The organism is Streptomyces sp. NPDC030165, from assembly GCF_055573595.1.
The window spans coordinates 216,032-235,465 of record NZ_JBVIBD010000001.1; the positions used below are offsets into that span (position 1 = coordinate 216,032).

Annotated in this window: 15 protein-coding genes; 5 read left to right on the forward strand and 10 right to left on the reverse strand. The window is 74.3% G+C overall.

Annotated features, from left to right (window positions below; all coding sequences use genetic code 11):
- Positions 1-18 precede the first annotated feature (18 nt).
- Entirely contained in the window at positions 19-975 is a 957-nt protein-coding gene (locus ACZ4Z1_RS00945; RefSeq protein ID WP_468484444.1) for an ROK family protein, read from the reverse strand.
- A gap of 349 nt (positions 976-1,324) precedes the next feature.
- Between ACZ4Z1_RS00945 and ACZ4Z1_RS00950 the strand changes: the two genes are divergently transcribed.
- Both ACZ4Z1_RS00950 and ACZ4Z1_RS00955 read left to right on the forward strand, forming a co-directional pair.
- Positions 1,325-2,368 (forward strand): LacI family DNA-binding transcriptional regulator, encoded by a 1,044-nt coding sequence (locus ACZ4Z1_RS00950; protein ID WP_468484445.1) that lies wholly within the window; start codon positions 1,325-1,327, stop codon positions 2,366-2,368.
- A gap of 333 nt (positions 2,369-2,701) precedes the next feature.
- On the forward strand, positions 2,702-3,034 hold the full coding sequence (locus tag ACZ4Z1_RS00955; RefSeq protein WP_468484446.1) for a hypothetical protein: 333 nt from the start codon (positions 2,702-2,704) through the stop codon (positions 3,032-3,034).
- 50 nt (positions 3,035-3,084) lie between these two features.
- On the opposite strand, the gene ACZ4Z1_RS00960 is transcribed toward ACZ4Z1_RS00955, so the two are convergent.
- The 5 genes from ACZ4Z1_RS00960 to ACZ4Z1_RS00980 form a co-directional block, all read right to left on the reverse strand.
- Complete coding sequence (locus tag ACZ4Z1_RS00960; protein ID WP_468484447.1) at positions 3,085-4,380, reverse strand: serine hydrolase domain-containing protein; 1,296 nt, start codon at positions 4,378-4,380, stop codon at positions 3,085-3,087.
- A gap of 219 nt (positions 4,381-4,599) precedes the next feature.
- On the reverse strand, positions 4,600-5,265 hold the full coding sequence (locus ACZ4Z1_RS00965; RefSeq protein ID WP_468484448.1) for a response regulator: 666 nt from the start codon (positions 5,263-5,265) through the stop codon (positions 4,600-4,602).
- The gene (locus ACZ4Z1_RS00970) at positions 5,258-6,448 is read right to left on the reverse strand and encodes a sensor histidine kinase (RefSeq protein WP_468484449.1); all 1,191 of its coding nucleotides are present in this window, start codon (positions 6,446-6,448) and stop codon (positions 5,258-5,260) included. The genes ACZ4Z1_RS00965 and ACZ4Z1_RS00970 overlap by 8 nt, the downstream gene beginning before the upstream one ends.
- Before the next feature lie 74 nt (positions 6,449-6,522).
- Positions 6,523-8,730 (reverse strand): RNA polymerase recycling motor ATPase HelR, encoded by a 2,208-nt coding sequence (gene helR / locus ACZ4Z1_RS00975; protein ID WP_468484450.1) that lies wholly within the window; start codon positions 8,728-8,730, stop codon positions 6,523-6,525.
- 399 nt (positions 8,731-9,129) lie between these two features.
- Positions 9,130-10,413 (reverse strand): DUF6986 family protein, encoded by a 1,284-nt coding sequence (locus tag ACZ4Z1_RS00980; protein WP_468484451.1) that lies wholly within the window; start codon positions 10,411-10,413, stop codon positions 9,130-9,132.
- A gap of 304 nt (positions 10,414-10,717) precedes the next feature.
- Between ACZ4Z1_RS00980 and ACZ4Z1_RS00985 the strand changes: the two genes are divergently transcribed.
- Positions 10,718-14,569, forward strand: a complete 3,852-nt coding sequence (locus tag ACZ4Z1_RS00985; RefSeq protein ID WP_468484452.1) for an nSTAND1 domain-containing NTPase — start codon at positions 10,718-10,720, stop codon at positions 14,567-14,569.
- Between the two features lie 72 nt (positions 14,570-14,641).
- Entirely contained in the window at positions 14,642-15,160 is a 519-nt protein-coding gene (locus ACZ4Z1_RS00990) for a DinB family protein (RefSeq protein ID WP_468484453.1), read from the forward strand.
- A gap of 26 nt (positions 15,161-15,186) precedes the next feature.
- Here ACZ4Z1_RS00990 and ACZ4Z1_RS00995 read toward each other — a convergent pair whose 3' ends face one another.
- A complete protein-coding gene (locus ACZ4Z1_RS00995; protein ID WP_468484454.1) occupies positions 15,187-16,188 on the reverse strand; it encodes a PP2C family protein-serine/threonine phosphatase in 1,002 nt (333 codons plus the stop codon).
- On the reverse strand, positions 16,181-17,425 hold the full coding sequence (locus ACZ4Z1_RS01000) for an FUSC family protein (protein WP_468484455.1): 1,245 nt from the start codon (positions 17,423-17,425) through the stop codon (positions 16,181-16,183). Before ACZ4Z1_RS01000 ends, ACZ4Z1_RS00995 begins: the two co-directional genes overlap by 8 nt.
- Before the next feature lie 302 nt (positions 17,426-17,727).
- On the opposite strand from ACZ4Z1_RS01000, the gene ACZ4Z1_RS01005 reads away from it, so the two are divergent.
- Complete coding sequence (locus ACZ4Z1_RS01005; RefSeq protein ID WP_468484456.1) at positions 17,728-17,952, forward strand: DUF5133 domain-containing protein; 225 nt, start codon at positions 17,728-17,730, stop codon at positions 17,950-17,952.
- 103 nt (positions 17,953-18,055) lie between these two features.
- Here the strand turns inward: ACZ4Z1_RS01005 and ACZ4Z1_RS01010 are convergent, their stop codons facing one another.
- Positions 18,056-18,934, reverse strand: coding sequence for an RNA polymerase sigma factor SigF (locus ACZ4Z1_RS01010; RefSeq protein WP_468484457.1), 879 nt, complete (start codon positions 18,932-18,934; stop codon positions 18,056-18,058).
- The gene (locus ACZ4Z1_RS01015) at positions 18,934-19,398 is read right to left on the reverse strand and encodes an ATP-binding protein (RefSeq protein WP_468484458.1); all 465 of its coding nucleotides are present in this window, start codon (positions 19,396-19,398) and stop codon (positions 18,934-18,936) included. The genes ACZ4Z1_RS01010 and ACZ4Z1_RS01015 overlap by 1 nt, the downstream gene beginning before the upstream one ends.
- Positions 19,399-19,434 lie beyond the last annotated feature (36 nt).

A 19,434-nucleotide genomic window follows, 5' to 3' on the forward strand; every position in this document is an offset into this window, starting at 1 on the left:
GGGGCTCCGTAGGCCTCTTCAGACAGTCGGGGCGAAGGCATCGAGACGGGACTGTTGTGCGGCGGCGGCCGCGGCGCCCACCACGCCGGCATCCGTACCCGTCTGAGCCGGTACGACCGTGATGTCGCGGACGAAGGAGAGCGTGGCGTAGTCGCGCAGGGCGCGGCGCAGGGGGACGAAGAGGAGGTCGCCGGCGCCCGCCACACCGCCGCCGATGACCACGATCTCGATCTCGACCAGTGCCGCGGTGGCCGCGATACCGGCGGCCAGGGCCTGGGCGGCCCGCTCGAAGGAGTGACGGGCCGCCGGGTCGCCCGCGCGGGCCGCGGCGGCCACGGCGGCGGCGCTGGTGTCGCCGTCGGGGCCCGGGCGCCAGCCGTTCTCCAGCGCGCGGCGGGCGATGTTGGGACCGCTGGCGATGCGTTCGACGCAGCCGCGGGCGCCGCACGGGCAGGGGTCGCCGTCGAGGTCGACGCTGATGTGGCCGATGTGGCCGGCGTTTCCGGTGGGGCCGGGGTGCAACTGGCCGCCCAGAACCAGGCCACCGCCGACGCCGGTGGAGACCACCATGCACAGGGCGTTCGCGTAGCCGCGGGCGGCGCCCTGCCAGTGTTCGGCGGCGGTCATCGCCACGCCGTCGCCCACCAGGACGACAGGCAGCGCGCCGACGAGGTCCCGCACCTCGGCGACGACCGGGAAGTCCCGCCAGCCGGGGATGTTGACCGGGCTGACCGTGCCGCGCCGGGCGTCCACCGGGCCCGCGCTGCCGATGCCGACGGCGGCCACCCTGGCCCACTCGGGGCGCGCGGTCAGCTCGCCTACCACCTCGGCCAGCGCGCGCAGCACGGTGGCGCCGTCCCGATCGGCGGGCGTGGGCCGGGTGGTGCGGGCGAGCAGCCTGCCGTGCTCGTCCACCAGCGCGCCGGCGATCTTGGTGCCGCCGATGTCCAGCGCTGCGCTCAGGTCCGTCTGCATCGGTGTCGAATCTCCTGGTGGGCGCCTGGGCCGGGGTGCGTGGGCCCGGCACGGGAACGCCAGTCTCGTGCTAATTGACAACGTTGTCCAGAGGTTATGCTCGACGCCGTACCGTGCGCCGTCGCGCGGTACCGCCGGACGGTCCCGCCCGGCCGGCCACACACACCGACCACCCGGACACCGCCACAGCCATCATCGGCGTACCGGAGGGGGAACCGCCACACCCATCCCGTCCGTCTCTCCAGCAACAGCCGGAGCGAGCAGCGGAGCCGCGGCCCCACCAGGCCGCCCGGCCGCCGCGTCCGCCGCCGGCGCCCCACCGCCGCCGACAGAATCAGGACCGCGCACCGTGACCGACACCGCCCGGGGCACCTCCCGCCGCTACGGCAGCCGGCCCACGATGAAGGACGTCGCGGCCCGGGCCGGCGTCGGCCTGAAGACGGTCTCCCGGGTGGTCAACGGCGAACCCGGCGTCACCCCCGAGACCGAACGCCGCGTCCAGGACGCCATCACCGCCCTCGGCTTCCGCCGCAACGACTCCGCCCGCATCCTGCGCAAGGGCCGCACCGCCAGCATCGGCCTGGTCCTGGAGGACCTCGCCGACCCGTTCTACGGGCCGCTCAGCCGCGCCGTCGAGGAGGTCGCCCGCGACCACGGCGCGCTGCTGATCAACGGGTCCAGCGCCGAGGACCCGGCGCGCGAGCAGGAGCTGGTGCTCGCGCTGTGCGCGCGCCGGGTGGACGGCCTGGTGATCATTCCGGCCGCCGACGACCACCGCTACCTGGAGCCGGAGATCGCGGCGGGCGTGGCCACCGTCTTCGTCGACCGCCCGGCGGGCCGGATCGAGGCGGACACCGTGCTCTCCGACAGCTTCGGCGGCGCCCGCGACGCGGTGGCGCACCTGATCGCGCACGGCCACCGCCGGATCGGCTTCATCGGCGACCAGCCGCGCATCCACACCGCCGGGGAGCGGCTGCGCGGCTACCGCGCGGCGATGGCGGAGGCCGGGCTGGACGTCGACGAGGCGTGGGTCTCGCTCGGGTCGACCGCGCCCGACCGGGTACGGTTCGCGGCCACCGCCATGCTGGACGGGCCGCGCCCGGTCACCGCGCTGTTCGCGGGCAACAACCGGGTCACGGTCACGGCGGTACGGGTGCTCGCCAAACGCCCGCGCCCGGTCGCCCTGGTGGGCTTCGACGACTTCGAGCTGGCCGACCTGGTCTCCCCCGCGATCACGGTCGTGGCGCAGGACGCCGCGCGCCTCGGCCGTACCGCCGCCACGATGCTCTTCCGCCGCCTCGAAGGCGCCGACGTCCCCCCGCAGCGCCAGGAGATCCCCACCCGCCTCATCCCCCGCGGCTCAGGCGAACTCCCGCCCCCGGCGGGCGCCTGAACATCGCTACGGCGCTTCGTCCCCGACCCGGCGCACGACCACGTCATACGTACCGTTGGTGCCCCCGGCACCCGGTATCCGCGCGACCGTGGACGCGTCACCTCATCCGCCCCGATCCACCTCCCCCGGCAACAGCCCCCGCCACACAAGCCGCCACGACGCCCTCAACCCCGCCCGTGCGGGGTACGCGCCTACAAGCGCACTTGGGGGCGGGGGCAATCAGCCGCTGTGCGTAAACGTCCGGTAGGCGTGAGGCATCCGCGATGCGCCGGGCCCGCGTCCCTCAGGCGCGGCCGCCGAACTCCCGGCACACCAAGAATGGGGAACAGAGCAATGAACATCCGAGACCGAATCCTGGAGACCCTGAACTCGGACTCCAGGGAGACTTTCCTGCTTGCCCTGGGGCACCGCCTGGGGATCTTCACGCGTGAAGCCTTCACCGAAGACGCCGCTCATGGAACTCAGCGGGCCCGAGCCTGCAACGAGATGGCGATCGCCATCTGGTCGCAGGCGTGCGCGACAAAGGATGCCGAGGTGGACGGTTATCCGGATTCCGCATTCCTCACGGTGCTACTCGAAAAGGCCGACAGAGGCGACGCGCGGTCCCACCTCCGCAATGCCGTCGAGAGCGCCCTGCTCGTGGTGGCCGGCGATGGCGGCAGATGACGGCTGCTGCCCCGACTCCGGGAGGTGCACGGGCCTCGTGGCGATGTCTCTCACCCGGCCGGACTCGCGGCGGGCCGCGTCGTGCCCAGCATGGTGCAGGCCGCCTCGTCGACGAGGATTTCGTTCGCGGACGCGGCCGCCTTTTCCTTGATGCCGAAGTTCGTGCTCGTCAGGACCGCGACGCTCCGGTGGCCGCTCGCGTCGGTGTAGATTTCGCTGGAGTATCCGGGCAGGCCGCCGGTGTGGCCCCAGACGGTGCCGCAGGGGGTGTTCACCTTCATCAGGCCGAGTCCGTAACCGCCGCCTTCCTCGGGGGCGGGAACGGTGGTGCGCATCTGTTCCATCTGGGCCTTGGGCAGCAGCTTGCCGGAGACGAGCGCGGTCAGGAAGCGCTGCCAGTCCTGTGCGGTGGAGACCATGCCGCCTGCCGCCCCGGACCAGCTCGGGTCGATTTCGGTGGTGTCGACGTTTTTCTCGGGGCGTTCGGGGCCGGCGAATCCGACGCCTTCGGGCAGGTCCACGGTCGGGGCGAGGATGCTCTTGAGGCGCTCGGCGTCCGGTTCGTAGCCGGTCACGTGCTGTTTGCCGGCGCTCCATCCGGAGTTCGTGGCCAGGAAGGAGTCCTTCATGCCCAGGGGCTTGGTGATCTTCTGCTCGATCAGTTCGGCGAGGCTCTTCCCGGTGGCCTTTTCGAGAAGGAGTCCGAGGGCCGCGTAATTGGCGTTGCTGTAGGAGTACTTCGTGCCCGGTGCGATCGCAGGGTCCTGCCGGGGCGTGATGGCGAGAAGGTCCCGCGCCCGCCAGGCGCGGTGCTCCTGGCCGGTCAGGGAGGGCAGGAACTTCGGTGTCAGCAGGAAGTCGCCCAGGCCGCTCGTGTGGTTGAGCAGCATCCGTACGGTGATGTCCTGACCGCCCTTCACGACCCCGGGCAGCCACTTCTCCACCGGGTCGTCCAGACCGACCTTGCCCGCGGCGACCAGGTGCAGGACGAGGGTGGCGGTGACCGTCTTGGTGTTGGAGCCGACCCTGAACTGGTCGTCGGCGGCGATACGGTGGTCGGTTTTCGTCCAGGCGGCCTGGCGCGCGATTTCCAGGGGTGTTCCCCTGCCGCGGTCCACTCGCACGATCACCCCCGCGGACCCCTCGTCCGCCGCCTTCTGCGCGAGGCCGGCCAGCCGCTCGCCGGCCGGCGCGCCCGCCGCCTCCCGCTCGGCCGACGCCTGCACCGCGCCCGGGTCCGGGTCTGTTTCCGAGCAGGCCGAGAGCGCTCCGCTCATACCGGTCACCAGGGCCACCGCCAGCGCCCCTCGCAGGATCCGGTGACGCGATGATGTGAGTGCGGGCATGACGGTTCCCTTCGGCGCATGACAGGTGGCTCCGTGCGTCGACGGCCCGGGGCTCTCCCCGTACGGGGCTGCCCGGCGGGCCCGCCGCACAGCAACCATTCAGCCAGGGGCAGCCATCCGGCACATCGCTCGTCGGCGGGCCTCGCGCAGGCCCCGGGTCACTCGGAGGAGTGACATGGACGGTCGCCCGGCGGCCCGGCGCCCGTCCGCAGCGGGCGGTCAGGCCAGCGTGTTCCTGGCCAGTACCGCCGCCTGCGCCCGGCTCTGGCAGCCGGTCTTCGCCAGCATGCGGCTGACGTGCGTCTTCACCGTGTGCAGGCTCACCACGAGCCGGTCCGCTATCTCGGCGTTGCTCAGCCCGTCGCCGACCAGCCGCAGGACGTCGTGTTCCCGTTCGGTGAGGTCGCGCAGCCGGGCCAGCTCATGGCCGTCCGGCCGCCGCCGGGTGCTCAGGTGCCCCTCGATGATCCGCCGGGTCACCGCCGGGCTCAGCGCGCTGTGCCCGGCCGCGGCCGCCCGTACCGCACCGGTCAGCTCCTCGTACGAGCTGTTCTTCAGCAGGAAACCGGCCGCCCCGGCGGCCAGCGCCTCGTCGACGTACTCGTCCAGGTCGAACGTCGTCAGCATCAGCACCTGACTCCGCCCCGGCCCGAGCAGCTGCCTGCGCCCCAACTCGGCCAGCGCCCACAGCCCGTCCCGCCGGGGCATACGGACGTCCAGCAGCAGTACGTGCGGCCTCAGCCGCGCGCACGCCTCGACGCCCTCCTCCCCGTCGCCCGCGGTGCCGACCACGGTCAGATCGGCCTGACTGTCCAGGATCGCGCTCAGGCCGGCACGGATGACCGGCTCGTCGTCCACCACGAGGACGCTGATCCGCTCAGACATCGGCGGTCTCCAGCGGCATCGTGGCCACGACCCGGAATCCGCCGTCGCCGGTCGGTCCCGCGGTCAGTTCGCCGCCCAGCGCGTCCACCCTTTCCCGCATGGTGACCAGGCCGAGCCCGACCCCCGCGCCCGCGGTGCCGCGCCGCGCCCCGCGGCCGTTGACCACCTCGAAGCGCAGGTGCCCGGCGGTGCCGTCGACCGTGAGCAGGACCGGCGCCCCGGGCGCGTGGCGGCGGGCGTTGGCCAGTGATTCCTGCACGATGCGGTACCCCGCCAGCTGCACCGGGCTCGGCAACGACTCCAGCTCCGTCCCCAGGCGCACCTCCACCGGTCCTCCCGCGGCGCGGTGGCTGTCCAGCAACGCCTCCAGCTCCCCGAGCCCGGGCATCGGCCGGAGCGGCACCGCGTCCGCGGGGTCGCGCAGCATCCGCAGCAGGTCGCGCAGCTCACCACCGGTCTGCCGGCCCGCCGCCGCCAGCCCGTCGATCTGGGTACGGGCCCAGCCGGGCAGCTCGTCGCCCCGTGCGCGCAGGGTTTCCGCGTGCACGACGAGCAGGGTGAGCGAGTGCGCGACCACGTCGTGCATCTCGCGGGCGATCCGCGCCCGCTCCCGCTGCGCGGCCTGCGCCGCCTGCAGACGCCGCGCGCGGTCCGCGTCGGCCACCCGCTGCTCGGCCGCGGCGAGCAGCGCGCGCCGGGTACGTGCGGCGAACCCCATCACCCACGCCAGCGGCATCGGGGCCAGGGCGGCGAGGATGTCCAGGCCGCCCCGGAACTCACTGGCACCGGTGGTCATCCGGTTCGTGCACAGGCCGGCCGCGATCACCACACCGGCACCGAGCACCGCCAGCCCGGTCCGTACCCAGCTCGTGCAGAAGCTGCCCATGCTGTACAGCAGCACCGCGAGCGGCAGGAAGACCAGCGGGGTCAGCTTGGCGTCCTGGCTCGCGCTCCCAGCCAGTGCCGCCACGAGCGCGCCCAGACCCACCACGAAGGCGGTGGCCGGCAGCCGCCGTCGCAGCACCAGGACGACCACGGTCACCGCCTCGTAGCCGATGAGCGACGACCACGCCGGCCCCGCCGTGTCCACGTACGGCTGCGACAGCAGCGGCGGCAGGAAGATCAGCGCGACCAGCCCGGCATCGGCGCCCCACCGGGGCCACATGCCGTCAATTGTTCTCATGCGCCCGACACTAGGAGGCCGCACGTCGGTCTTCGTCACTCCTTGGAACGACTCACGGCTCACGGCTCGCGCCGTCACCGGTCGCCGTCCACCGCCGACGGCACCAGGCGCTGACTCCTCAGAATGACGAGCTGCCGCGTCGCCCGGGACATCGCCACATAGCGGTCCACCGCTCCCCGGACCCCCTCGCCGAAGTTCTCCGGGTCGACGAGGACGACCAGGTCGAATTCCAGACCCTTCGCCAGTTCCGGGGTCAGCGACCGGACGCGGGGCGTGGCCGTGAAGGCCGGGTCGCCGATGACGCAGGCGATTCCGTCGTCATGGGCGGCGAGCCAGGCGTCGAGGATCGTGTCGCGGTCGGTGGCGGGGGCGTGGGTGACGGGGATCCCGCTGCTGCGGATCGAGGTGGGTACGTTGGCGTCGGGGAGGGCAGCGCGGATGACCGGTTCTGCCGCCGCCATGACCTCTTGCGGTGTGCGGTAGTTGATGCTGAGGGAAGCGACGTCGGTCCGGGCCAGCCCGACCCGTTCGAGACGTTCCTGCCACGACTCGGTGAAGCCGTGCCGGGCCTGGGCGCGGTCGCCGACGATGGTGAAGCTCCGGGACGGGCAGCGGAGCAGCAGCATCTGCCACTCGGCGTCGGTCAGTTCCTGCGCCTCGTCCACGACGATGTGCGCGAACGGGCCGGCCAGCCGGTCGGGCTCCGTGGTGGACAGTTCGGCCTCGTCGACGAGGCTGACCTGGGCGTCCTGGCCGCGCAGCATCGTCACCAGGCCCTCGCCGTCGTCGAGGTCGGCGCCGGAGGCGGCCGCGGCGTCGATCAGGTTGTCGACGACCTGTGTCATGCGCTCGCGCTGGGCGGCGAGTACGGCCGCGTGCCGGCGCCTGGTGCGGGCCGCCTCCGGGTCGCCGAGGCGCTGCCGTGCCGCGTCCAGGAGCGGCAGATCGGACACGGTCCAGGCCTGGGGTGCGTCCTTGCGCTGGAGCCTGCGCACTTCGTCGGTGCTGAGCCAGGGGGCGCACAGCCGCAGATAGGCGGGGACCGTCCACAGGTCCGAGACCAGGTCGGCGGCTTCGAGCAGCGGCCAGGCGCGGTGCAGGGTGGTGACCAGTTCCTCGTCGTGGCGCAGCGACCGCTGGAAGTCGTGGGCCGGGACGTCCCCGTCGAGCTTGTCCAGCAGGATCGCGACGATCTCCTCCCAGATCTGCTCGCGCGCCTCGTTGTGCGGAGTGCCGGGGGCCGGTGCCTCGAACGCCTCGGCCCAGTCGTCGGCGCTCAGCCGGACGTCGCCCCAGTCGGTCGAGACCGTCATCCCCCTGGCGGGCGGTTCCTCGTAGATGCCGACGGCCTTCTCGATGGCCTTCACCATGTCGGCGGACGCCTTCAGACGGGCCGCCTCCGGGTCGCTCTCGTCCGCCGCCGCGGCCCCCTCGGCGACGAGGTCCCGCAGCGTGCACGTCTGCACACCTTCCTCCCCGAGGCTCGGCAGGACGTCGGCGACGTAGGACAGGTAGGGCTGGTGCGGGCCGACGAACAGCACACCGCCGCGGCGGTGCCCGAGGCGGGGGTCGGAGTAGAGGAGGTAGGCGGAGCGGTGCAGGGCGACGACGGTCTTTCCCGTGCCCGGGCCGCCGTCGACGACGAGGGCGCCGCGCGAGCCCGCCCGGATGATGGCGTCCTGGTCGGCCTGGATGGTGCCGAGCACGTCGCGCATCCGCGCCGAGCGGTTGCCGCCCAGGCTGGCGACGAAGGCGGAGTGGTCGTCGAGCGCGGCGTGCCCTTCGAGCCCGTCGGCGGTGAAGACCTCGTCCCAGTAGTCGCTGATCCGGCCGCGGGTCCAGCGGTACCGGCGGCGGCTCGTCAGGCCCATCGGGTCGGCGTGGGTGGCTCCGAAGAACGGTTCGGCCGCGGGGGAACGCCAGTCGACCAGCAGCCGGCGGCCCGCGTTGTCGGTGAGGCCGAGCCGTCCGACGTACACCGGCTCGGTGCTGTCCGCGGCGACCATACGGCCGAGGCACAGGTCGAGGCCGAAGCGGCGCAGGGCGCGCAGGCGTCCGGTCAGCCGGTGGACCTCCGCGTCGCGGTCCATGGCCTGCCGGCCGATCCCGCCGGGTGCCTTGAGTGCGGCGTCGAGGCGGTCGGACAGTTCGGTGATCGTCTGTTCCAGGCTCTCCGCCATGGCCGCGAAGTGCCGTTCGTCGGCCGCCGTCAGCTCCGGGTCGGCCTTGGCGGCGAGGCGGCCGGGCAGGTCGAACACGCCGGTGGTGGTGAGGGGGTTCATGCGTCAGCTCCGTTCTCGGGCCGGGCCTGCCGAGTTCTGCTGCACGTACGTCCGCGCCGCAGCGCGGGTCCCCCGCCGACTCGGCGTCGCCGCACACCTCAGGTGCCGACAACTCCGCACGTACTTCGCCGAACTCTTGTTTCCGCAGGTATCTGGCCTCGGCGAGCGATTGTGCGGCACGACCGGGGCCTTGCCGCAAGCCCCCCTGTGCGCTATAAGTTGAGAGTGGCAAGGAGTGGGTGACTCCTTGCCTTTGTTTTTTTGCCTGTGCCGCCCCGGTCCGTCGACGGGAACGGCCGGGCGGTGGCGTTCGGTTCGGACGCCGGTGATCTCGTGCCCGGGGACACCGACGCGGCGTACGCCGTGTTCGTACGCCGCTGGTGAGGCGCGTCGGGGCGGTCAGGCGGCGGGCACCGGGCGGCCCGAGAGGCCGTCCAGGTCGGCGCGGGTGAGCCCGGTCAGGCGGGCGACCTCGGCGATGTCGACGGCGCCGCAGTCCAGGCCGCGCAGCAGGTAGCCGCTGAGGGCCTTGGCGGTGGCGGGCTCGTCCATCACGTCGCCGCCCGCCTTGGCGACGTACGCGGCGAGCCGGGCCGCGGCCTGCTCCAGGCCCTCGCGGTAGAAGGTGTAGACGGCGGCGTACCGGGTGGGCAGGTGGGCCGGGTGCATGTCCCAGCCCTGGTAGTACGCGCGGGCCAGCGAGCGGCGTACGAGGCCGTGGTGCAGCCGCCAGGCGTCGTGGACCTGGGTGGTCGCGCCGACCGGGAGGACGTTGGTCGAGCCGTCGGAGAGGCGGACGCCGGTGCCCGCGGCGGCGACCTGCATCACGGCCTTGGCGTGGTCGGCCACCGGGTGGTCCGGTGCCTGGTGGGCGGCGCTGACGCCGCAGGAGGCGCTGTAGTCGAAGGTTCCGTAGTGCAGCGAGGTGGCGCGGCCCCCGGCGGCCTCGATCATGCGGGCGACGGTGGCGCGGCCGTCGGCGCCCAGGACGGACTGGGTGGTCTCGATCTGGATCTCGAACCCGATCCGCCCGGCGGGCAGGCCGTGGGCCTTCTCGAACGCTTCCAGCAGCCGCACCATCGCGGTGACCTGCTCGGGGTAGGTGACCTTGGGCAGGGTCAGCACCAGGCCGTCCGGGAGGCCGCCGGCCGCCATCAGGCCGGTCAGGAAGATGTCGAGGGTGCGGATGCCGCGGTCGCGGACGGCGGCCTCCATGCACTTCATGCGGATGCCCATGCAGGGCGCGGCGGTGCCGTCCCGGTAGGCGGCCGCGACGAGTGCGGCGGCGCGGGCGGCGGCCGCGTCCTCCTCGGCGTCCGGGCGCGGGCCGTACCCGTCCTCGAAGTCGATGCGCAGGTCCTCGACGGGCTCGCGCTCCAGCTTGGCCCGTACCCGCTCGTAGACCGGCTCGGCGAGGCCGGCGGGGATGCCCAGGACGCCGGCGAACGCCTCGGCGTCGGGGGCGTGCTCGTCGAGTGCGGCGAGGGCGGCGTCGCCCCATTCCCGGACGGTGCCGGCGGTGAAGACGTCGCCGGGGACGTAGACCGTGTGGACCGGCTGCCGGGTGCCGGGGTCGCCCGGGTAGCGCCGCGCGAGGTCCGCGTCGACCTCCGCGAGAGCGGCTCCGATCTCCTCGCGTACGGTGTCCGCGAGACTCGTCGCCACCGTCTCGTGCTGACCCATCCGGCACCCTCCCAGCTGTTCGGACCCACCCGCAGAACTTCCGCGTTACGGAATCAATAATCCGTGCAGCGAAGTTATCCGGGCCGAGTTCGCAGGTCAACACCCTCCGGGAAGGGGAACGGCGGGGCGGCCACGGGGAGCGTTCCCCGCGGCGTGCGCCGGGCGCTCGCGCGGGGCGTATCCCGTTTCATCCCTTTCGGTGCTTCCCCCGCCTTCACCGGCCGGACCGGAACGTCCGTGCGTAGCATCACCGGCGCGGTGCGGGCGGTCCGGGCGACCCGGCCGCCCGCACGAGGCGTGGGGGATGCGTATGCCGGAGGAGTTCGGGGACGCGCTGCGGCGGCTGCGCCGGGACAGGGAGGTCTCCCTGCGGACCCTGGCGCAGCTGGTGCACTACAGCAAGGGCTACCTCAGCAAGATCGAGAACGGCGAGAAGCCGCCGACCGGGGACGTCGCCCGCCGCTGCGACGCCGCGCTGGCCGCGGACGGCGCGCTCACCCGGCTGCTGTCCGCCCGCACACCCGGCGACCGCTGCCCGTACCCGGGACTGGCCGCGTACACCGCCGACGACGCCCCCTGGTTCTTCGGCCGGGAACGCGCCACCGCCGCGCTCGTCGGCCGCCTCGCCGAACGCCTGGACGCCGGGGGCCCGCTGATCGTGGCGGCCCCGTCCGGCGCCGGCAAGTCCTCCCTGCTCCGGGCCGGTCTGCTGCCCGCCCTGCGCGCCGGTGCCCTGCCCGGCTCCCGGCACTGGGCGGTACGCGTCCTGACGCCCGGCGCGCATCCGCTCACCGAACTGGCCACGGCGCTCGTCGGCCCCGGGACGCCGCCCTCCGGACCCGCGGGGGCGCCCGCCGGCCCGGCGGAGCCCCACGACCCGGCCGCCACGGCGACCGCCGTCGCTGCCACCGCCGAGGACCTGGCCGACGCGCCCGGAAGGTGCCCCGCCGCCGTCCGCGCCGCCCTCGGCCCCTGCCCGCGCCTGGTCCTCGTGGTCGACCAGTTCGAGGAGGTCTTCACGGCCTGCGAGGACCCCCGCGAGCGGCGGGCGTTCGTCGCGGCACTCTGCGCGGCCGCCCGGGACACCCCGTGCGCGGTGGTCCTCTGCGTACGCGCCGACTTCTACGGCCAGTGCCTGGACCACCCCCCGCTCGCCCCCGCCCTGTCCGCCGGGATCTTCGCGCTGCGGCCGATGTCCGTACCGGAGGTGCGGGCGGCGATCACCCGGCCCGCGCGGGAGGCCGCGCTGGAGCTGGAACCGGGCCTCGAAGAGCTGCTCCTGTCCGACCTGGGCATCCATGAGGACGACGGTCCGGTGGCCGGCGGGACGCTGCCCCTCCTGGCGCACGCCCTGCTCGCCACCTGGCAGCAGCGCAGCGGCCGCACCCTCACCGTCGCCGGGTACCGCCTGACCGGCGGCCTGCACGGCGCCGTCGCCACCACCGCCGAGCGGGTGCACGCCACGCTGGATCCGGCCGAGCGGCGGGCGGCGCGACAGGTGCTGCTGCGGCTGGTGCAGGTCGGCGAGATCGCGGGCGAGACGCGCCGCCGCGTCCCGCGCGAGCGCCTGCTGGAGCATCTGCCGGACCCGGAGAAGACCGCCGCCGTGATCGACGTCTTCGTACGGGCCCGCCTGCTGACCTTGGACGCGGACACCGTGGAGATCACCCACGAGGCGCTGCTGCGGGCCTGGCCGCGGCTGCGCGGCTGGATCCGGGCCGACCGGGCGGGACTCGTCGTCCACCAGCGGCTCTCGGAGGCGGCCGGGGCCTGGAAGCGGGAGGGGCGGGAGGCCGCGGGGCTGTACCGCGGCACGCGGCTGGCGGTGGCCCGTGAATGGGCCGGGCAGCAGGGGGAGGACGCCGGGCTCAGCCCGCTGGAGGAGGAGTTCCTGCGGGCGTCGCTGACGCGCGAGGCGGCCGCGGCGCGGGCCGGACGCCGCCGGGTGCGCCGCCGCCGCAGGCTCGCGGGCTTCTTGGCCGTGCTGCTCGTCCTCGCCGTGTGCGCGGGGGTGCTGGCGGTCCAGCAGTGGCGTACGGCGGAGTCCGGCCGCCTCGACGCATACGCCGGTGAACTGGCCGCCCGCTCGGGCCAGGTGGCGGCCGGGCAGCCCGAGGCGGCCATACTGCTCGCCGCCGAGGCGTACCGGCTGCGTCCCTCCCCCGCGTCCCGCAGCGCGCTGCTCAGCACTCAGGCGCGGCCGTTCGCGGGCCGCCTGGCGGGGCACCAGGGGCCGGTGAACGCCGCCGCGTTCAGCCCGGGCGGGCGGCTGCTGGCCGGCGGGGGCTCGGACGGCACGGTCCGCCTCTGGGACCCGCGCACCCGCCGCCCCCTGGGCACCGCGATCCGGGCGGCAGGGGCGCGGATCCGCGGTGCGGCCTTCAGCCCGGACGGCCGGCTGCTCGCGGCGGGCGCCTCGGACGGCTCGGTACGGGTACGGGACACCGGCCGCGGGGCCCCGGTCGCCACCGTGCCCGGCGCGGGTCCGGGCGGGGAGGTGGCCTTCGCGCCGGCCGGTGCGGGCGTACGGGCGGGCCCGGCCGGTGCTGACCGTGGGCAGCTCCTCGCCGCCACCGGCCCCGGCGGCAGCGTGGCCCTGTGGGAGGCGCCCCGGATGCGGCTCGCGGCCCGGCTGCCCGGCCGGGGAGGCGGCGCGAGCGGCAAGGTGGCGTTCAGCCCGGACGGGCGCCTGCTGGCCCGCGGTGACGGCAACGGCCGGGTCCGGGTGTGGCGGCTGCCGCCCTCCCTGACCGCGTCCGCGCCCGGCAGCGCCCTGCCGGACGCCGACCGCCCCGTCTCCCCCGCCGTCCTGGCCGACCGCTCCGGGCACGGCAGCGGGGTCGTGGCCGTGGCCTTCAGCCCGGACAGCGCGACGCTGGCCGTCGGCGGCACGGACCGCACGGTGACGCTGTACGACACCCGCGACATGACCGTCACGGGACGGCTCACCGGTCACAACGACGACATCAACGCGCTGGCGTTCAGCCCCGACGGCGACACCCTCGCCTCCGCTTCCGGCGACGGCTCCGCGCGCCTGTGGGAGGTCGCCACCCGCCGTACCGTCGCCGCCTTCACCGGGCACAGCGACTACGTACTCGCCGTCGCCTTCTCCCCGGACGGCCGCACGCTCGCCACCGGCAGCTTCGACCGGACCCTCGCCCTGTGGGACCCGTCCGGCGCGGCGCTGACCGCCCGGCCGGTGTCCGGCCGGTCCGCCGTGGCCTTCGCACCCGGCGGGCGGCAGCTGGCCGCCGCGGGCACCGACGGCTCGGTCCAGCGGTGGGACGTCCGGTCCCGTACGCAGCTCGGGCCGCCGCTGCGCGGCCATCAGGGCGCGGTGCGGGGGCTGGCCTACAGCCGGGACGGCCGCACGTTCGCGACCGCGGGTGCCGACGGGACCGTACGGCTGTGGGACGCGGCGAGCGGCACCCGCGAGGCGGTGCTGACGGGGGCGCGCGGGGCGGTGTTCGCGGTCGCGTTCGCCCCCGGCGGACGGTGGCTGGCGGGGGCGAGCGAGGACGGCACGGTCCGGCTGTGGGACCTCGCGCGCGGCGGCTCGGCCGTCCTGACCGAGCACGACGACTTCGTCAACGGCGTGGCGTTCAGCCCGGACGGGCGACTGCTGGCCAGCGCGAGCGACGACCGTACGGTACGGCTGTGGGACACCGCCACACGCCGCCCGGTCGCCGTCCTGCGCGGGCACACGGGCGCGGTGTGGGCGGTGGCCTTCAGCGCGGACGGCCGCGCGCTCGCCTCTGCGGGCAACGACCGCACGGTGCGCCTGTGGGACCTGCGGCGGCACCGCGCCGCCGGTGTGCTGCGCGGCCACACCGGGTCGGTGCGCGACATCGCCTTCGCGCCGCGCGGGGCGCAGCTGGCCACGGTCGGCTTCGACGGCACCGTACGCGTCTGGGACACGGCCGCCCGTACGCAGACCGCCACGCTGACCGGGCACACCGACGTGGTGTGGTCGGTGGCCTACGCGCCGGACGGCGGGACGCTGGCGAGCACCGGCGCGGACGGTTCCGTACGCCTGTGGGATCTGGACGCGCGGCGGGTGGCCGGGCGCATCTGCCCGCTGGTCGGCAGGACCGGTCCCGCGCGCTGGCGGGAGCTGCTGCCGGATGTCCCTTACGGCCCGCTCTGCGACCACTGACGGCGGCGTCCTCGGAGTCCCGGGGGAATTAACCCGTGGCGTTCCGGATCACGCCGGGTGACACTCTCCCGCATGACATGGATCGCACCACGAGTCGACCGCCGTACCGAGCCGTACGTGGGGGACGAACGCGCCCTGCTGCAGGGCCTGCTGGACCGTAACCGCGACACCCTGCTGGCCAAGTGCGCCGGCCTCGCCCCGGAGCAGCTCGTCCGGGCGAGCACCGAGCCGTCGAACCTGACGTTGCTCGGCCTCGTCCGGCACATGACAGAGGTGGAGCGCTGGTGGTTCCGGCAGCGCGTCGCGGGCCAGAAGATCGGGGATCTCTATTTCACCGAGGAGCGGCCGGACGCGGACTTCGAAGATGTCGACCCCGCCGGGGCCGAGGAGGCGCTGGCGGTGCTGCGTGCCGAATTCGGGACGGCCGACCGGGCCGTGGCGCACCGCGGCCTGGACGACACCTTCGAGATGGCGGACGGCCGGATCCTCAGCCTCCGGTGGGTGTACCTGCACATGATCGAGGAGTACGCGCGGCACAACGGGCACGCGGACCTCCTGCGCGAGCGGATCGACGGGGAGACGGGCGAGTAGACCGGCCGGGCGGGAGAGAGCACGGGTCAGCCGGGGACGCGGTCGACGACGAGCAGCGCCGCGTCGTCCCCGAGTTCCCCGCCCGTGTGCCGGACCAGGTCCGCGCGGAGCCCGTCCACCAGATCGTCCAGCGGCGCGGCGGCCCGTTCACCGACCCGGTCGGCGAACGGCTGGAAGCGCCCCGCCGCGTCCCGTGCCTCGGTGAACCCGTCGGTGAGCAGCACCAGCCGCTCCCCCGCCCGGAACGGCAGCGTCTGGACCGTGTGCCCGGCCCCCACCAGATCGGCCATGCCGATGGGCGCGCCGGGCCGCTCCGGCAGGCAGGCGCGTACCTCTCCGCCGGAGACCAGCAGGGGTTCGGGGTGCCCGCAGTGGACCACCCGGGCCACCGGCTCGGCGGGGATCTCCACCAGCAGAGCGGTGGCGAACCGTTCGGGAGTCTCGGCGCCCGGCAGCCGCGCGATGTGCCGCCGCGCGTCGCCCTCCAGCCGCCGGGCCACCTCCGTCAACTGCTCTTCCTGATAGGCCGCTTCGCGGAAGGAGCGCAGCAGCAGCGCCGACGCCTCCACCGCGAGCATTCCCTTGGCCCGTACGTCGCCGATGAGCAGACGGGTGCCGTACGGGCTGCGCACCGCGTCGTAGAGGTCACCGCCGCTGCGGGGAGCGGTCCGTGCCGGGAGGTAGGTGCCGCGCAGGCGCAGGTCCCCGATCCGTCCGGGGAGCGGCCGCAGCAGGACCCGCTGTGCGGTCGCGGCCGATGTGTCGGCCCGGTTCAGCGCGCGTTGCCGACGCCGCCGTACCGCGCCGCCGAGGAGAGCGGCCGGTGCCGCGGATAGCACCGTGCACACCGCCGCTGCGGACACCGGCCCGGCCGCGACCCCGCGCGTCCCTGGCGCACCGGTCGCCACGGCCACGACCGCGAGCACGAACAGAGCGAAGGCGAGGGCGAACAGCGCGCGCGGCGGCAGGGCCTTGAACCGGCGCCGCGCGCTGTTCCGGCCGGGGAACGGACACAGGCTCTTACGCATGTACTTCTTCCCTGGCGGTGGTGGTGAGTTCGGTGGTGGTGGCGGAGGCTTCGGCGGTACGGCCGCGCGCGGGGCGCGCCGTACGGCTGCGGCCACCCGCCACGTCGCGCAGGGCCCGGTCGAGGAGCATCAGGAGGCGGCACTCCGCCATCCGGGCGTCCAGGCTGTCGTGCCGGTCGCCGCACCGCTCGGCCAGTTCCCGCCACACCCGGCGGGTCGCGGGCAGGACGGGGTGCGGGCTGCCGCCCCGGCATCCGCGGACGCACAGCGCCAGGCAGGTCAGCAGCCGGGCACAGCCGGCCCGGAACTCCCGGTCCCACGCGTCCGTCCCCGCAACTGCGCCCGTGGCGTCCGCCGCTCCGCCCGGACCGCCCACCGCCTCGGCCGGGCGCTCCGCCGCGAGGTCGTCGAGCGCGCCGACGACCGCCTCCGCGTCGTGCGCCACGCGCTCCAGGCTCTCCAGGACCTTGCGGTCCAGGTGCCAGACGGCGTTCCGGTTCCGGGCGCGCACGTTCCAGCGCAGGCTCTCGTGCGCCTGGCCGAGGGCGTTGCGGGCCCTGGCGGCGGTGTCCGCCATACGGGCGCGCCACTGCGGGTCGAGGACGTCGTCAGGGTGCCGTGCTTCGCGTACCGCGGCGGCCATGCAGTCCAGCACGCCGGACAGTTCGTCCCGCAGACGGTCCAGGGCGGACTCCGCGGCCCGCAGCCGCAGCGGCGGGGGCAGCAGAGCGTTGAAGAGGACCGCGACCGCGATGCCCACCCCGATCTCCAGCATGTGCGGCACGATCTCCCCGGCGTGGCTCGGCCCCAGCAGGAGGACGAACACGGCGGTGATCGGTACGTGCAGTCCGTGCGCGCCGAGCCGTTCCTGTCCGGCGGCCAGCAGGGACAGCAGCAGGACGGCGCTCATGCTCAGCCACGTCGGCCCGACGAGGACCGCCGCGGGCAGCGCGATCAGGGCGCCGATCGTGCACCCGGCGGCGTACTGGAGCCCCGCCGTGCACGACCGGAACACCGTCGGATGGACGACCAGCAGCGCGGCGACGACCGCCGGGCCGGGCTGCGGCGTCTCCCACACACTGCGGCACAGCTGCCAGGCGAGGGCCGCCGCCACGCTGGCCCGGACGGCGACCAGCCACCGGACCGCCCAGGGCCCGTCGCGGATCCGCGCCAGCCCGACCACCACGTGTGCGGCGCCCGCCCGGCGCCCGGGCGGCGCTGTGTTCTCCTCCCGCACGTGCACCCCTTCCGTCCGCGCTCCGCATCGCTGTCCGCGGCCTTCGGTGACGGCCGCCGAAACCTTGTCTTGTCCGGTGCGGGTGCCGGTTATGCGGGCCTTGACGGCGAAATGGGGTTTCAGCGGGAAATGGGGGCGTTCGGCTGCGCTCGACGGAAAGAGGTCCCGTTCATCCGGGGACGAAGGTCCCGCCGCTCGCCTCGTCCACAGGGCACCGGGAAAGCAGCAGGCCGACGGGGAGGAATTCCACGGCGGCGGCATCCCCCGCCCCCATCTCCCCACCGCGCAGAAAAGGACAGATCATGCGACTGATCAATTACGGTGTACTGCGGGACCTCGTCCACGAACACCAGCACCTCACCCAGGACGGCGCTCCGGCCCAGGACGGCGGTCCCGTGTCCGTACGCCTGGAAGACGTGTCCTACACCCTCGGCGTCTACACCGGCCACCGGGACCCCGCGGCCGCCCTCCGCGAAGCCCGCCGCCTGCTGCGCGCACACGACGCCGGATACCGGCGAGCGGCCTGAGAACGCGCATCGGCCCGCCACCTGCCCTGGAGCAGGAGGCGGGCCGAAATACATGGCTGGTGGCCGGTCAGTCCTCGCGCGGGCCGGCCACCGGCCGCATCCCTCAGCCCGCCTCCAGCATCTTCTCCCGCAGGCCCGCGAGAATACGGGTCAGGAGCCGGGAGACCTGCATCTGCGAGATTCCGAGGGCTTTGCCGATCTCCGTCTGGCTCAGCTCGGCTCCGAATCTCAACTGGAGGAGCCGCCGGTCCCGCTCCTCCAGATCCTTCAGCAGCGGTTTGAGCGCCTGCACGTTCTCCGCCTTCTCCAAGTCCGGGTCCTCGCTCCCCAGGTACGCGGCGAGCGTCCCGCCCGCGGAATGCGTGTCACCGTCGTCCGGCGGGGCGTCGAGGGAATCGGCGGAGTAGCCGTTTCCGGCGTACAGCCCCTCGATGACGTCGTCCTGGTCCATTTCCAGGTGCTGGGCCAGTTCCGCGGTGGTGGGCGCGCGGTTCAGTCCGTGCGCGAGTCTCTCCCGCGCCCTGGCCAGGTCGATACGGAGTTCCTGGAGCCGGCGCGGCACGTGGACCGCCCAGCTGGTGTCCCGGAAATACCGCTTGATCTCCCCGACGATGTACGGCACGGCGAAGGCGCTGAACGGCGCCCCGCGCCCGAGGTCGAACCGGTCGATTGCCTTGATCAGCCCGATGGTGCCCACCTGGACCATGTCCTCGGTCTCCTCGGCGCGGCTGCGGAACCTGCGGACCGCGTAGTGCACCAGGGCCAGGTTCATCTCGACCAGGCAGTCGCGCGCGTACCGGTGGGCGGGGTCGCCCTCCGGGAGTTCCGCCAGCCGCTCGAAGAAGAGCTGGGAGACCTCGCGGGCGTCCTGCGGGGTGACGGCGCCGGGGTCCGCCAGCTCAGGCAGCCCTGCCGGTCCGGTCGCGGGTCTGTCCCGTACGGGTGCGAGCCCGGTCGTCACTTCGGGTGCGAGGTCGGTCATCACGCGGCCACCTGCCCGTCGGCGGCCGAGCGCGGATGGCGCACGCGGAACCACACCCACTTCCCGGAGCGCGTCCGGTCGAAGCCCCAGCCGTCGGCGAGCGCGCCGAGCAGTTCCAGGCCGCGGCCGTCCTCGGACAGCGTGCCGCCCTCGGCCCCGGTGGTCATCGGCACCGTACGGGCGGTGTCCCGGACCGCCGCGAAGAGGCTGCCGTCCCCCTCCCCGATCAGCATCAGCGGGATGTCGGGGGCGGTGGAGTGGCGTACGGCGTTGGCGACCACCTCGGACAGACAGCTCCGGCCGTCGCCGAGCGCGTAGCGGTCGGGGTCCAGGACGGCGCAGACCGACTCCCGGGCCAGGCGCGGTGCCTGGGGGCCGGTCGGCAGGCGCATCCGCAGGGCACGGACGCCGGCGTCGGCGGGGGATTCGGCGGCGGCTTCGGCAGGGGCTTGGGGCAGGGACATCGTGCGGGTCTTCCCTTCGGTTCCGCAGTCGGGTTC

Coding starts and splice junctions, on each gene's coding strand:
- ACZ4Z1_RS00945 (WP_468484444.1), bottom strand. CDS start 975: ATGCAGACGGACCTGAGCGCAGCGCTGGACATCGGCGGCACCAAGATC.
- ACZ4Z1_RS00955 (WP_468484446.1), top strand. CDS start 2,702: ATGAACATCCGAGACCGAATCCTGGAGACCCTGAACTCGGACTCCAGG.
- ACZ4Z1_RS00960 (WP_468484447.1), bottom strand. CDS start 4,380: ATGCCCGCACTCACATCATCGCGTCACCGGATCCTGCGAGGGGCGCTG.
- ACZ4Z1_RS00965 (WP_468484448.1), bottom strand. CDS start 5,265: ATGTCTGAGCGGATCAGCGTCCTCGTGGTGGACGACGAGCCGGTCATC.
- ACZ4Z1_RS00970 (WP_468484449.1), bottom strand. CDS start 6,448: ATGAGAACAATTGACGGCATGTGGCCCCGGTGGGGCGCCGATGCCGGG.
- helR (WP_468484450.1), bottom strand. CDS start 8,730: ATGAACCCCCTCACCACCACCGGCGTGTTCGACCTGCCCGGCCGCCTC.
- ACZ4Z1_RS00980 (WP_468484451.1), bottom strand. CDS start 10,413: ATGGGTCAGCACGAGACGGTGGCGACGAGTCTCGCGGACACCGTACGC.
- ACZ4Z1_RS00985 (WP_468484452.1), top strand. CDS start 10,718: ATGCGTATGCCGGAGGAGTTCGGGGACGCGCTGCGGCGGCTGCGCCGG.
- ACZ4Z1_RS00990 (WP_468484453.1), top strand. CDS start 14,642: ATGACATGGATCGCACCACGAGTCGACCGCCGTACCGAGCCGTACGTG.
- ACZ4Z1_RS00995 (WP_468484454.1), bottom strand. CDS start 16,188: ATGCGTAAGAGCCTGTGTCCGTTCCCCGGCCGGAACAGCGCGCGGCGC.
- ACZ4Z1_RS01005 (WP_468484456.1), top strand. CDS start 17,728: ATGCGACTGATCAATTACGGTGTACTGCGGGACCTCGTCCACGAACAC.
- ACZ4Z1_RS01010 (WP_468484457.1), bottom strand. CDS start 18,934: ATGACCGACCTCGCACCCGAAGTGACGACCGGGCTCGCACCCGTACGG.
- ACZ4Z1_RS01015 (WP_468484458.1), bottom strand. CDS start 19,398: ATGTCCCTGCCCCAAGCCCCTGCCGAAGCCGCCGCCGAATCCCCCGCC.